Annotated in this window: 10 protein-coding genes; 6 read left to right on the forward strand and 4 right to left on the reverse strand. The window is 74.7% G+C overall.

All coding sequences use genetic code 11. The features are described 5' to 3' along the window. Positions 1-46: 46 nt before the first annotated feature. The 3 genes from ABZ128_RS04850 (at position 47) to ABZ128_RS04860 (ending at position 2,565) form a co-directional block, all read left to right on the forward strand. Positions 47-289 carry a DUF6158 family protein gene (locus tag ABZ128_RS04850; protein ID WP_356846064.1) on the forward strand — a complete coding sequence of 81 codons (243 nt, stop codon included), beginning with the start codon at positions 47-49 and terminating at the stop codon, positions 287-289. 128 nt (positions 290-417) lie between these two features. Beyond that, positions 418-987 carry a TetR/AcrR family transcriptional regulator gene (locus ABZ128_RS04855; protein ID WP_356846065.1) on the forward strand — a complete coding sequence of 190 codons (570 nt, stop codon included), beginning with the start codon at positions 418-420 and terminating at the stop codon, positions 985-987. Between the two features lie 12 nt (positions 988-999). Beyond that, the gene (locus tag ABZ128_RS04860) at positions 1,000-2,565 is read left to right on the forward strand and encodes an MFS transporter (RefSeq protein WP_356846066.1); all 1,566 of its coding nucleotides are present in this window, start codon (positions 1,000-1,002) and stop codon (positions 2,563-2,565) included. 42 nt (positions 2,566-2,607) lie between these two features. Here the strand turns inward: ABZ128_RS04860 and ABZ128_RS04865 are convergent, their stop codons facing one another. After that, a complete protein-coding gene (locus ABZ128_RS04865; protein WP_356846067.1) occupies positions 2,608-3,942 on the reverse strand; it encodes a tetratricopeptide repeat protein in 1,335 nt (444 codons plus the stop codon). Between the two features lie 141 nt (positions 3,943-4,083). Here ABZ128_RS04865 and ABZ128_RS04870 point away from each other — a divergent pair, with 141 nt between their 5' ends. Further along, complete coding sequence (locus tag ABZ128_RS04870; protein WP_356846068.1) at positions 4,084-5,445, forward strand: M64 family metallopeptidase; 1,362 nt, start codon at positions 4,084-4,086, stop codon at positions 5,443-5,445. A gap of 38 nt (positions 5,446-5,483) precedes the next feature. Here the strand turns inward: ABZ128_RS04870 and ABZ128_RS04875 are convergent, their stop codons facing one another. Continuing rightward, complete coding sequence (locus ABZ128_RS04875; protein WP_356846069.1) at positions 5,484-6,638, reverse strand: serine hydrolase domain-containing protein; 1,155 nt, start codon at positions 6,636-6,638, stop codon at positions 5,484-5,486. A 173-nt stretch (positions 6,639-6,811) separates the two neighbouring features. On the opposite strand from ABZ128_RS04875, the gene ABZ128_RS04880 reads away from it, so the two are divergent. After that, on the forward strand, positions 6,812-7,882 hold the full coding sequence (locus ABZ128_RS04880; protein WP_356846070.1) for a GNAT family N-acetyltransferase: 1,071 nt from the start codon (positions 6,812-6,814) through the stop codon (positions 7,880-7,882). A gap of 31 nt (positions 7,883-7,913) precedes the next feature. On the opposite strand, the gene ABZ128_RS04885 is transcribed toward ABZ128_RS04880, so the two are convergent. Both ABZ128_RS04885 and ABZ128_RS04890 read right to left on the reverse strand, forming a co-directional pair. Continuing rightward, a complete protein-coding gene (locus ABZ128_RS04885; protein ID WP_356846071.1) occupies positions 7,914-8,327 on the reverse strand; it encodes a peptidase inhibitor family I36 protein in 414 nt (137 codons plus the stop codon). Next, a complete protein-coding gene (locus ABZ128_RS04890) occupies positions 8,320-9,336 on the reverse strand; it encodes a hypothetical protein (protein WP_356846072.1) in 1,017 nt (338 codons plus the stop codon). The genes ABZ128_RS04885 and ABZ128_RS04890 overlap by 8 nt, the downstream gene beginning before the upstream one ends. A gap of 217 nt (positions 9,337-9,553) precedes the next feature. Between ABZ128_RS04890 and ABZ128_RS04895 the strand changes: the two genes are divergently transcribed. Beyond that, the gene (locus tag ABZ128_RS04895; protein ID WP_356846073.1) at positions 9,554-12,436 is read left to right on the forward strand and encodes a hypothetical protein; all 2,883 of its coding nucleotides are present in this window, start codon (positions 9,554-9,556) and stop codon (positions 12,434-12,436) included. The last annotated feature ends 28 nt before the right edge of the window (positions 12,437-12,464 follow it).

Genomic DNA, 12,464 nt, shown 5'->3' on the forward strand with positions numbered 1-12,464 from the left:
GACCGGGCCCCAGGGCGAAGGCGGGGGAGGAGGAGGTGTACCGGCCATGGCGCAGCACGAGGGCGGTCCGTCGGCACGTGACCTGGAGGATGGCAGGCTGCTCAAGGAGCTGGAGGCCATCCACCGCACCCGCCACGAGACCCTGCTGCACGGATCGGACGAAGCGCTGGTCACCCATACCCAGCGGATGAACGAGCTGGAACACGAATACGTCCGCAGGCACCCGGGGCGCGCCCAGACCGCGGCGCGCACCCGCTCGGGCGCCCGGGCCCGCACCGGCGAGGACTGAGGACCCGGCCGACGCTCCTTCCACGACTCGAAGAGGCGAGGCAGCCCGATGAGGTGAGCCTTGGGTGAGCCTTTTTTGCTTCGGATGATACAAATCTGTATCGTCTGAGGCGAAGGAGGCTCATTGTGATGCGGGAAGAAGAACTGCTGGACAGCGCCGCGCGCGTCCTGGCCGGCGACCACAGCGCCTCGATGGTGCAGATCGCCGCCGGCATCGGCACCAGCCGGGCCACCCTGAGCCGGCGCTACGCGACCCGCGAGGCCCTGCTCAAGGCCGTGGCCGTCCGCGCGATCCACGTCGTCGACGCCTGCCTGACCCCGGCGGATCTGCCGCAGACCGCCGACGGCGCGGCGTTCGACGCGGCCCTGGAACAACTGGTCCGCGACCTGATGCCCGCCGCGCACCTCTACGGGTTCACCTCGCGGGACGCCACCGTCCTCGCCGACCCGGAGTTCCGGGCCGGCGTGGACCGCCAGGACCGGCGCGCCCTCGGCTTCATCGCCCTCGGCCAGCGGCTCGGACGGCTGCGCACCGACATGCCGCCGTACTGGATCTGGTACTCGCTGTGGGGACTGCTCGACGCCGCGGCCGAGGGCGTGCGCGACGGCCACCTCGCGCCCCGCGAGACCGGCCGCCTGGTCCTCCAGTCCTTCCTCGGCGGCACGCGACCCGCATCCGGCCCCGCCACCATCCCCTGAACGGAAACCCCCATGCCCGCCGCCCACGCCCACGCACCCGGCAACGCCGACACGGCGATACGCACGGCGCCGGACCCCCGCCGGTGGATCGTCCTCACGATCCTCTCCGGCAGCCTCCTGCTCATCTCCATGGACACCACGATCCTCAACGTGGCGTTCCCCTCCCTCGTCGGCGACCTCCGGCCCGGAGCCGTCCAACAGCTGTGGATCATCGACGTCTACGCGCTCGTCCTGTCCGGGCTGCTCGTCACCGCCGGGGCCCTCGGCGACCGCTGGGGCCGCAAGCGCGTGCTGCTGGCGGGCTTCGGCATCTTCTCCCTCGCCTCGCTGATCGCGGTGCTGTCCACCGAGGCCTGGCACGTGATCGCCGCCCGCGCCCTGCTCGGCGCCGGCGGCGCGGCGATCATGCCGGCCACGCTGTCGATCCTGCGCAGCGTCTTCACCGACGCCAAGGAGCGCGCCTTCGCCCTCGCCGTCTGGGCGGCCGTCTTCGGCGGCGGCATGGCCTTCGGCCCGGTCGTCGGCGGACTGCTGGTCCAGAGCCACGGCTGGCACTCCGCGTTCCTGCTGAACCTCCCCGTCGCCGCCCTCATCGTCGCGGCCGGCCTGCGCTACCTCCCCGAGTCCCGCTCCCCGCACGCCACCGGTGCGTGGGACTGGTGGGGCGTCGGCCAGTCGATCGTCGGCATGCTCGCCCTCGCCGGCGGAATCAAGGAGCTCGGCAAGGCCGGCGTCACCGACCCGCTGCCCTGGGCCCTGCTCGCCGTGGCCGCCCTCGCGCTGACCGTCTTCGTACGCCGCCAGCTGCGGGTGCCGAACCCGCTGCTCCAGGTGCGGCTGTTCACCGAGCCCGCCTTCAGCGTCGCGGCCACCGCCATCTTCCTGCCCATGGTGGGGATGGGCGCGATCCTCTTCCTCGTCACCCAGTGGTTCCAGTACGGCCAGGGCTACTCGCCGCTCGCCGCCGGACTGCGCCTGCTGCCCGCACCGCTCGCCCTCATCTGCGCCTCGATGGCGGCGCCCGCGCTGATGCAGCGCTTCGCGATCCGCCACGTGCTCGGCGCCGGACTGGTCCTCCTGGCCGCGGGCACGGCCCTGCCCTGGACCCTCCAGCAGTACGCCCCGCTCGGCTACCCGGAGTTCGCCGCGGCCCTGACCGTGATGGGCCTCGGCGCCGGCATCGCGACCACCGTCGCCTCGGTCACGCTGATCTCGGCCGCGCCCGCGGCCGCGGCCTCCAGCGCCGCCGCCATCGAGGAGACCTGCTACGAGCTCGGCTCGGCCATGGGCGTCGCCGTCCTCGGCAGCACCGCCGCCGCCCTGTACCGCGTCAACCTGCCCGCCCTGCCCCTGGACGCCTCCGCCGGCGCGGCGGCCCGCGAGTCCGTCGGCGCCGCCGCCCACCTCGCCGAACAGCTCGGCGGCGCAGCGGGCCGGACCCTGATCGAGGCGGCCTCGCACGCCTACACCCTCGCCATCACACCGGCGTTCCTGCTCGCGGGAGGCCTCGCGATCGCCGCGGCGGCCACGACCTGGACGCTGATCCCGCGCGACCTGCGGCCCACCGAGAACCACTGACCGGGCCGGGGCCCGCACGGGCGGGCCGGCTGACCCGCGGGGTCAGCGCCGCGGGGGAGCGGCGGGCGCCGGGCCCAGCGTGGTCGTACCCGGGGCGGCCCGGTGCCCCAGCCCCGTCCGGTACGCGTCCAGCGCGGCCTCGATCCGTCCGGTACGGCGCAGCAGGTCGCCCAGCAGCCGGCACAGGTCCGCGAGATCGCCCGTCGCCCCGCTGCGTTCCAGCAGGGTGAGCGCCTGCACGTAGTGCTGCTCCGCGGCTTCGGTCTCGCCGCGCTCCTCGGCCATCAGCCCGAGGAGCCGGTGGGCGCCGCCCGCGTGCACGGCGCCGTGGCTGTCCCCCAGCTCCAGCAGCCCCGACAGCAGCTCGGCCGCCTCCTCGCACCGCCCGAGACGGCGCAGCACGTCGGCGAGTTCGACCTCGACCTGCGCCGTGTAGAGGGCGGCCCGCCGCGCGGCGAGCATGTCCCGCGCCGTCCGCAGCTCCGCCTCCGCCGCGGCCAGGTCGCCGTTCTGGGCTTGTACGTACCCGCGCATCCAGTGGCAGTGCGCCAGATCGGTACGCAGCCGCAGCTGCCGGTAGATCGCCTGCGCCTTGGCGAGGGAGGCGTCCGCGTCGGCCGGGCGGCCCGCCGTGAGGAAGGTGCGCGCCACCTGCCGGTGCATGCCCGCCACCAGCGCCGGATCCTCGACCCGCGGAGCCAGTGACAGGGCGATCTCGGCGGCGTGCGCGGCCCGGGCGTGCGCCCCCATGTCCGTGTACGGCCCGATCACCGCCGCGTACAGCAGCACCAGCGCCTCGGGATCGGCGAGCCCGCTCGCGTTCAGTTCGTCGATGGTCGATTCCAGCAGGTAACAGGCGTACCGGAGCTCCCCGGCGAGGAGGTGCGCGACGGCCCGGCCGCGGATCGGGCGGGCCCGGCGCGGCAGCGGCTCGGCGGCGAGCAGACGCTCGGCTGCCTCGAAACGGTCCTTCGCCTCCGCGAGTTCGCCGGATTCCAGCGCGCATTCGCCCAGCCCCAGGAGGGCCTCGGCCCGCTCGGGATCCAGGCCGAGCCGTTCCGCCTCCGCCAGGAGCGGCCGGTAGCGGGCGGCGGCCTCCTCGGCGTCGCCCGTGGCCAGGGTCTGCTGGGCGTCGGTGAGGCCGAGCCGCAGTTCGGTGGCCAGGTGCGCGGGCCGCCCGGTGGCCAGTTCCTCGTACGAGGTGCCGAGCCGGCCCGCGAGGAAGCGCAGGGCCCTCTCGGAGGGCCGGACCTTCCCCGACTCCAGTGTGGAGATGTACGCGGACGTGTACGCGGGCTCGGCCAACGACCGCTGCGTCAACCCGCGTTCGGCACGCATCCGGGCAACCCTGCGACCGATCACGGCCGGTTCGTCCATGAAGACCCCCTGACTGGCTCGAACTCCCCAAGTATTCAGGGGTGGCAGGCCATTGCGCACGCCCTGCGCGGCCCCTAATTTAAGCAGCTGGTTCAGCCGAGTTAACAGATCGCTTAACTTCCTTCCCCGGAGGGGGACTTCATGGACTCAGCCCTGCGCCAGGCACTGCGCGCAGCCGCCACCGCTGCCTGCGCGGCCGCCGTCCTGCTCGCCGCCGCCCCGGCCGGTCCCGCGGCCGCCGCGCCGCTGCCCGCACCGGCGTCCCCGTCCGCGACCGCCGAGGTGGAGATACCCGGGCCGCAGGACGGCAGCGCCGCCGGATCCGGCCACACCCGCGTCCCGGCCGAGGGACGCGCGAGGAGCGCACCCCGGCTGTCCGGCGCGGAGCGGGCCTCCGACGGGAAGGTCGCCAAGCTGGTCGACAACGGCCCGACCGCCGACCGCCTCGACATCGTCGTCGTAGGCGACGGGTACACCGCCGCGGAACTCGACCGCTTCCACTCCGACGCGCAGGCCAAATGGGCGGAGCTGTCCGCGGTCGAGCCGTACGCCACCTACCGGAACCTGTTCAACGTCTGGACGGTCGACGCCGTCTCCGCCGTGTCCGGAGTCTCCGGGGACCCCACCCCCGACACGGTCCGCGACACCGCGCTCGGCTCCTACTTCTGGTGCGAGGACATCGAGCGGCTGCTCTGCATCGACCAGCCGAAGGTGGACGCCTACGTCGAGAAGGCGCCCGCGGCCGACCTCGTCCTGGTCCTCGCCAACAGCACCAAGTACGGCGGCGCCGGCTACAACGAGCCCAGCCCCACCCTCGGCTACGAGGGCATCTCGACCGCCTCGGCGGGCAACGCGAAGTCCGGCCAGGTGGCCATCCACGAGACGGGCCACTCGCTCGGCAAGCTCGCCGACGAGTACTTCTACCCCGGCACCCCCGGCTACGAGAAGTACGAGGGCCCCGAGCCCGGCGAGTCCAACAGCTCCACCCTGACCGCCGACCGGATGGCCGATGCGCAGTCCAAGTGGTACCGCTGGCTCGGCGCCCCGTCACCCGACGGCGGCACCGTCGGCGCCTACGAGGGCGGCGGCTACTACGTCACCGGACTGTACCGGCCCACCGACGCCTCGCTCATGCGGGTGCTCGGCAAACCCTTCAACCTGCCCGGCGTCGAGTCGATGATCGGCGGCTTCTACCAGCACGCCCGGCCGCTCACCCCGCTCACCCCGACCGACCGGACGCTGCGGCTGCGCCACACGGCCCAGGTGGCCGTACCCCGGCTGGCCGGGGCGGACGGACGGCAGCTGGACGTGCGCTGGTACCTGGACGGCCGGGAGCTGAAACGCTTCGCCGGCCGCACCGAGGTCGCCGTGGCCGAACTGTGGCTGCTCGACCTGCGCACGCACAAGCTGTCCGTCACGGCCGAGGACCGCACGGCCTCCGTCCGCGACCCGAAGATCGCCCGCACCCTGCGGGCGACCGCCGACTGGAAGGTCCGCCTGTAGCGGGGCCGAGACGGGCGGCGGGCGGTACGCGGCCCGGGTCAGACCCCGGCCGCGTACCGCCAGAACGCGCGCATCACCTCGGGCGCGGTCGGGCCGCCCAGCTGCACCTGGGTCAGCAGAACGGAGGCGGTGCCGGTGGCGGGGACGATGTGGGCCGCCGTCCCGGTGCCGCCCATCCAGCCGTAACGCCCCGGCACGTTCCAGGGATCACGGGACGTGACGTCCACCGCACCACCGAAACCCCACCCCTGGCCCTCCAGGAACAGTTCACCGGCCGCGCGCTGGTCGGCGGTCAGGCAGTTCGTGGTCATCAGCCGGACCGACTCCGCGGAGAGCAGCCGGGTCCGGCCGCCGTCGACGGCGCCCTCGGCGAGCAGCATCCGGGCGAAGGCGTACCAGTCCGCGGCCGTCGAGACCAGGCCGCCGGCCCCGGAGGGGAAGGCGGGCAGGCTGCTCCACTGCCCGTCGGGGGCGTCGAGCAGCTCCAGGCCGTCCTCACCGGCGCGGTAGTAGCCGGTGAACCGGCCCAGATCGGCGGCCGGTACGGAGAACCCCGTGTCCGGCATGCCGAGCGGCTCGAAGATCCGCTCCGCGAGGAACGCGGGCAGGGACTGCCCCGAGGCCCGGGCGATCAGCACGCCCTGGATGTCGGAGGTGGTGTTGTACAGCCAGGCCTCGCCCGGCTGGTGCAGCAGCGGGATCTGCGACAGCTTCTTCATCCACGTGTCGGGGGCGGCGACGTGCTGCGGCTGCGGGGGCCCCTGGAGCAGCTCGCTGAACAGCAGCTGCACCGCGGGCAGGGAGAAGTCGGCCGGGAACCCGTACCCGGCGCGCGAGCTCAGCAGGTCGGACACGGTGATCGGGCGGTCCACGGGCAGCACGTCGTCGACCGCACTCGCCGGCGTGCGGACCACGACCGGCGACGCCAGCTCCGGCAGCCACGGCGCGATCTCGTCGTCCAGGGCCAGCAGCCCCTCCTCGACCAGCATCATCACCGCCGCCGCGATGACCGGCTTGGTGAGCGAGGCGATACGGAAGATCGAATCCGGGACCATCGGAGCCGTGCCCTCACGGTCGGCCGACCCGACCGCCTCGATCTCCACCCGGCCGCCGCGGGCCACCAGGCCCACCGCCCCGGGCAGCGCTCCGCCGTCCACGTACGGCTCCAGGATGTCGCGCAGGCTGCTGCTCATCACTCCACCTTTCCCGATGTGCGGCCGACCGGGCCGCCTCCTGGAATGCAGACTCCCGCGGCGGCCGCACATCATCGGTCGGACGCGCGGAGCCGGCCCGGATCCCGGCCGCCGGATCCCGCGACAGCGGCAATCCGTTCGCCCCGCGGGCACGCGCGTCCTAGGGTCTCCCCATGACGATCATGGGACCGCAGTCCATAGACCTCGCCACCGCCTCCAGCGCCCGGGCCCTGCGCGCCGTGGCGCACCTCGACTGGTCCGCTGCGGCCGCCGGCCTGGAGTGGAGCTGTCACGACACCGCCGTCCACATGGCGCGGGCGTTCACGCGCTACGGTGCCCAGCTGACCACCCGGGCCGCCGGTGCCTTCGTCCCCGTCGAGGTCACGGCCGCCCCCGGCACCGGCCCCGAGGGGCTGATCGAGGTGCTGGAGGCCACCGCGGGTCTCCTCTCCGCCGCCCTGTCCGCGGCCCGGCCGGGCGACCGCGCCTGGCATCCCTACGGCACCGTCGGCCCGGACGGCTTCGCCGCGGTGGGCGTCCTGGAGATGCTGGTGCACACCCACGACATCCTCGGCGGCCTCGGCGTCCGGGACCAGGAGCCCGATGCGTCCCTGTGCGCGCAGGTCCTCGACCGGCTCTTCCCGCAGGTGCCCCGCGGGATCGCGGGGCCCTGGCGGACGCTGCTGTGGGCGACGGGCCGCGGCGAACTCCCGGGCCTGCCCGCCCAGCGCGTCTGGCGCTGGTACGGCGAGCCCGTCCCGGCCGGCCGCGTCCTGCTCTGCGAGCTCTCCCCGGACGTCGCCGCGGACCTCCGCGACGGCGGCACGGGCGGCTTCGCCTGGACCGGGGACGGCCCCGGCGAGGGCACCCGGGTCGCCGCGGGGATGGCCGTCACGGCGTACGAGTCGGGGGCGTACCGCCCGGGCTGGGGACCGTACGCCATCGTCCGTGCGGACGACCGCCGCGCGATCGGCGGCATCGGCTTCCACGGCGCCCCGGACGCCGAGGGCAACGCGGAGGTCGGCTACGACCTCGTCCCCTCGGCCCGCGGCGCGGGCTTCGTCACCGATGCCCTGGCCGGCCTGGCCGCCTGGGCGTTCGCGCAGCCCGGCCTGAGCACACTGCACGCCACGGTCGACGAGGGCAACGCGCCGTCCCACGGGGTCCTCGCCCGGGTCGGCTTCGAACGGACCGGCGCCGCGGACGGCCTCGTCCGCTACGTCCTGCAGGCCCCCCGGGCGTGACGCCCGGGGGACCGGGACAGGGGAGCGGCGGTCAGTAGCCGCAGGCGGTGACCCACTTGTGGGAGGAGATGCGGTCGTTCCACTCCCACGGGATGTTGCCCGCCCCGCCGTTGGGGGCACAGGTCGAGGCGCCGCCGTAGTTGATGTTCTCGTACACGCGCACGTCGCCGAAGGAACCGGCGTAGCCGTTGTTCCACCAGGACGAGGCGCGGTCGTTCATGTTGAAGCCGCCGCCCGCGCCGCAGGTGCGCCAGTCGTTGTCGTTGCCGCTCCACCCGCAGGAGTGGCCGCCGCGGTTGGTGTCCTCCCACACCCAGTAGTTGCCGTCGGCGGCCACGCCGGAGGCATCGGCCGTGGCGGCGTTCGCCGCGGTCAGGGTGGCGGGGGCGGTCAGCAGCGGCAGGGCGAGCGCGCCGGCCAGCAGCATCGTGCGGAACTTACGCATGGGACCCTCCAGAGGTCTCGGTCTTCCCCGGTTCGGGTGAAGACGGTGGTGTGAGCAGTGACGGTGATGCGGAAGGAGCCGGTGGTGCGATGCGCCGCGCCATCGGCAGCGCGGCGTTCTGGAACCTCCACCGCTCGGCGAGCTCCTGCCGGTGCTGCGCGCGGAGCTGTTCGCCGTAGGTGCGGTCCAGAGCACGGGAGACCTGCGCCAGCGGTGTGCCGGTCGCGCAGGTCGCTTCGGTGACGGCGAGGGCGATTTCTGCCGCGTCCGCCTCCTGCGCCGGCAGGCTCTCGGCGTAGTGGGCCGCCGCCTGCCGCGAGTCGTCGGGGGTGGCGTACGGCCGGCCCGCCGCGCGCATGCACGCGGCCCACCGGCCCACCGCATCCGCGTACCGCCGGTCCTCGCGTACGCGCGCTTCCCGGACGGGAAGCAGGTTCATGGTGACGACCTTGACGCGGAACCAGCCCTTCAGGTCCCCGTAGAGGGCGCGCTCGGCGTCCGCGATACAGCCCTCGGCGGAGGCGGTGATCGTCATCCCGGTGGGCGCCTGCACCGAGAGCCCCACGGGGGAGGCACCCATCAGTGCGGTACGGGCGGCCGCCCGCTCGGACGGCGACAACCCCTGGAACCACCGCTGGTTCGGGTCGGATCGGCGCGCCTCGGCCCTGCGGCGCTCCTCCCGGCTGCCGTAACCGTGGGCGCGGGCCCACGCGACGTCGTCCACCCCGTACGGGAACGACCGCGCGCCCTCGCCCGAGGCCCCGGTGACCTCCGTGACCTCGTACGGGAAACCCCGCGCGCCCATGCACCTGCTGATCAGGACCTGCTCGGCCCGGGCCAGTACCCGGAGGTCCTCGGGGCCCGGCTCGCCGGACGGGCCGGCCGGGGCGGGCCGCGGCGGCGGGCCGCCGCCCGTGACGGCTCCGCATCCGCCCAGCAGCAGGGCCGCGGCCAGGCCGGCGGCCGCGGCGGTGACTGCGGTCGCGGCGGTTGCACGGTGACGCCTCATCGATGCGGTCCCTCCTCTCGCTGTCGTTCCGGCTCGCCCGCCCTGGTGACGGGCACGAACACAGGTCTAGCCGCCGTCCGTTGTTCGGCGCCGGGCCGGTGGCAGTGAACAAACAATTGCTGAACAATCCACCCCAGAGGGCAGAAAACTGCCCAGGTGGGGAAGCCACGGTGGGAAGCCCGGACGGGGAAGGCCCTAGCGGGCAGAGGGGAGCGGGATGGCCCGCAAGGAGCGTCCGCTGGAGGGAGCCGACGGACCGCTGCTGCGGTTCGCCGCGGCCCTGCGCCGCTTACGCCACGAGGCGGGGTCCCCGCCGTACCGGGATCTGGCGCACCGCGCCCACTACTCGGTGGCCACCCTGTCCGGCGCCGCGTCCGGGCGACGGCTGCCCAGCCTGGACGTCACGCTGTCGTACGTACGCGCCTGCGGCGGCGACCCCCGGGAGTGGGAGCAGCGCTGGCACGCCGTGGCCGTGGAACTGCGCGCCGTACCGCCCGACGGCACCCCGCACGCCCCGCCGGACCCGCGGGAGCAACCCTGCCCGGAGGACCTGCCCGGGCCGCACGGCGTTCCGTACGTCGGTCTCGCGGCCTTCCGGACCGAGGACGCCGACCTGTTCTTCGGCCGCGAGCGTCTCGTCGAGGACCTCCTGGCCACCCTGGCCCGGCAGCGGGCCGTGGCCCTCGTCGGCGCGTCCGGAGCCGGCAAGTCCTCCCTCCTGCACGCCGGACTGCTGCCGCGCCTGACCAGGGACGCACCGCACCGCACGGTGCGGGTGCTCACCCCGGGACCGCACCCGCAGGAACGTCTGGACAAGGCACTCGCCGCCCACCGGGGGGTGGAGCCGGGATCCGGGCCGGGCGAACTGGTCCTCGTCGTCGACCAGTTCGAGGAGGTCTTCACCGTCTGCGCCGACGCCGACGAGCGGGCCCGCTTCATCACCGCCCTCGTCGAGGAGGCGCAGCGGCCCGGATCCGGCTGCCGGGTCGTCCTCGGGGTGCGCGCCGACTTCTACGCCCACTGCACGCGCCACCCCGCCCTCGTCGCGGTCCTGCGCGACGCCCAGGTCGTCGTCGGACCGATGAGCGCCGCCGAACTGCGGCGCGCCGTCGTCGAACCCGCCCGGCGGGCCGGCCTGACCGTGGAAGGAGCGCTCCAGGCCACCCTCGTGGCCCATGCCCACGGGCAGGTCGGGGTCCTGCCCCTGCTGTCCCACGCGCTGCTGGAGACCTGGCGCAGGCGGCGCGGCGCCGCCCTGACCCTGGACGGCTTCCGTGCGGCCGGCGGATTCGAGGGAGCCCTCGCCCAGTCCGCGGAAAGCCTCTACTCCTCCCTCACCGGGCGCCAGCAGCAGCTGGCCCGGCGCACCTTCGTCCACCTCATCGCCCTCGGCGAGGGCACCGAGGACACGAAACGGCCCGTCTCCCGCGGGGAACTGGGCCAGGACGCCGACACCGCGACCGTGCTGGCCCGGGCCGCAGCGCTGCGGCTGCTCACCCTCGACGACGGACGGGTCGAGCTGACCCACGAGGCGCTCATCCGGGCCTGGCCGCGGCTGCGGGGCTGGCTGGCCGACGACCGCGAGCAGTTGCGGCTGCACCGCCAGCTCACCGACGCCGCCCGCGCCTGGGAGACCCTCGGACGGGACCCCGGCGCCCTCTACCGCGGAGCCCGGCTCGCCCTCGCCCGCGACCTCGTGACCAGCCACGGGATCGGACTCACCCCCGCGGAACAGGCCTTCGTCGACGCCGGAACCGCAGCCGAGGCCGCCGCCGGGAACTCGGCCCGGCGGCGGGCCCGGCGCCTGCGCTCCCTCGTCGCCCTGCTGGCCGTGCTCGTGGTGGTCGCGGTGGTGGCCACCGCCAACGCCCTGCGGGCCGAGGGCGAGGTCACCCGCCAGCGCAACGACGCCGTCGCCCAGAACCTCGCCGACAGGGCGACGGACCTCACCGACACCGATCCGGGGCTCGCGGTCCAGCTGGCCCTGACCGCCTACCGCCTCTCGTCGACCGCCAGGACGCGCGACGCTCTGGTGAGCACCCTGATGACCTCCGTCGCGGCCCACTCCAAGGAGGTCCTGGCCGTCGCCTACCGCCCCGACGGACGCCAACTGGCGACGGCGAGCGGCGACCACACCGCCAGGCTGTGGCGCGTGCACGGCACCGACCGGCCCGTCGCCGAAGCCACCCTCAGCGGCCACGGGGACGACGTCCGGGCCGTGGCCTACCGTCCGGACGGCCGCCTGCTGGCCACCGGGTCCGCCGACGGGAGCGTCCGCGTGTGGGACACGGCGACGCCCTCCGGGCCCGCCGTGCTCGCCTCGCTCACCGGTCAGGGAGGAGACGTACGCTCCCTCGCCTACAGCCCCGACGGCCGTACGCTCGCCACCTCCGGCAGCGACGGCAGCGTCGGGCTCTGGGACGTCGCCGACCCCGCGGCTCCCGCCCTGCTCACGCGGATCACCGGACACCGCGACGCCGTCCGTGCGGTGACCTTCGCCCCGGACGGCCGCACGGTGGCCACCGCCGGCGAGGACGGGGCCGTGCGGCTGACCGGCGTCACGGACCCGCGCCGACCGGAGCCGCTGGCCGTCATGGAGGGCCAGGACACCGGCGTCTTCTCCGTGGCCTTCAGCCCCGACGGCCGTACGCTCGCCTCCGGCAGCGGCGGGCACACCCCGGTGCGGCTGTGGGGCCTCGCCGACCTGCGCCACCCGGTGCTGCTCGCCGCGCTCTCCGGCCACACCGACGTGGTCGGCTCGGTGGCGTTCAGCCCCGACGGGCGCACCCTCGCCAGCGCCGCTGACGACCGTACGGTCCGGGTGTGGAGCGTGGAGCGGCCCGCGCGCCCGGGCCCGCTGGCCACGCTGACCGGCCACGTCACCGCGGTGAGCTCGGTGGCCTTCAGCCCCGACGGCGCCGTGCTGGCCTCCGGGGGTTTCGACGCCTCCCTCCGGCTCGCCGGGACCGACCTGGACCGGGTCATCGCCGGCGCCTGCGCGCACACCGGTCCCCGCATCACCCGCGCCCAGTGGTCCGCCCACCTGCCCTACATGGCGTATTCACCGCCGTGCAGCGGTCTGGAAGGCTGGGTCCCGTAGCGGATGTGCGACACCGGATCGGAAGGCG

The sequence above is a fragment of the Streptomyces sp. NPDC006326 genome, from assembly GCF_040612915.1.
Classification (GTDB): domain Bacteria; phylum Actinomycetota; class Actinomycetes; order Streptomycetales; family Streptomycetaceae; genus Streptomyces.

Coding starts and splice junctions, on each gene's coding strand:
- ABZ128_RS04850 (WP_356846064.1), top strand. CDS start 47: ATGGCGCAGCACGAGGGCGGTCCGTCGGCACGTGACCTGGAGGATGGC.
- ABZ128_RS04855 (WP_356846065.1), top strand. CDS start 418: ATGCGGGAAGAAGAACTGCTGGACAGCGCCGCGCGCGTCCTGGCCGGC.
- ABZ128_RS04860 (WP_356846066.1), top strand. CDS start 1,000: ATGCCCGCCGCCCACGCCCACGCACCCGGCAACGCCGACACGGCGATA.
- ABZ128_RS04865 (WP_356846067.1), bottom strand. CDS start 3,942: ATGGACGAACCGGCCGTGATCGGTCGCAGGGTTGCCCGGATGCGTGCC.
- ABZ128_RS04870 (WP_356846068.1), top strand. CDS start 4,084: ATGGACTCAGCCCTGCGCCAGGCACTGCGCGCAGCCGCCACCGCTGCC.
- ABZ128_RS04875 (WP_356846069.1), bottom strand. CDS start 6,638: ATGAGCAGCAGCCTGCGCGACATCCTGGAGCCGTACGTGGACGGCGGA.
- ABZ128_RS04880 (WP_356846070.1), top strand. CDS start 6,812: ATGACGATCATGGGACCGCAGTCCATAGACCTCGCCACCGCCTCCAGC.
- ABZ128_RS04885 (WP_356846071.1), bottom strand. CDS start 8,327: ATGCGTAAGTTCCGCACGATGCTGCTGGCCGGCGCGCTCGCCCTGCCG.
- ABZ128_RS04890 (WP_356846072.1), bottom strand. CDS start 9,336: ATGAGGCGTCACCGTGCAACCGCCGCGACCGCAGTCACCGCCGCGGCC.
- ABZ128_RS04895 (WP_356846073.1), top strand. CDS start 9,554: ATGGCCCGCAAGGAGCGTCCGCTGGAGGGAGCCGACGGACCGCTGCTG.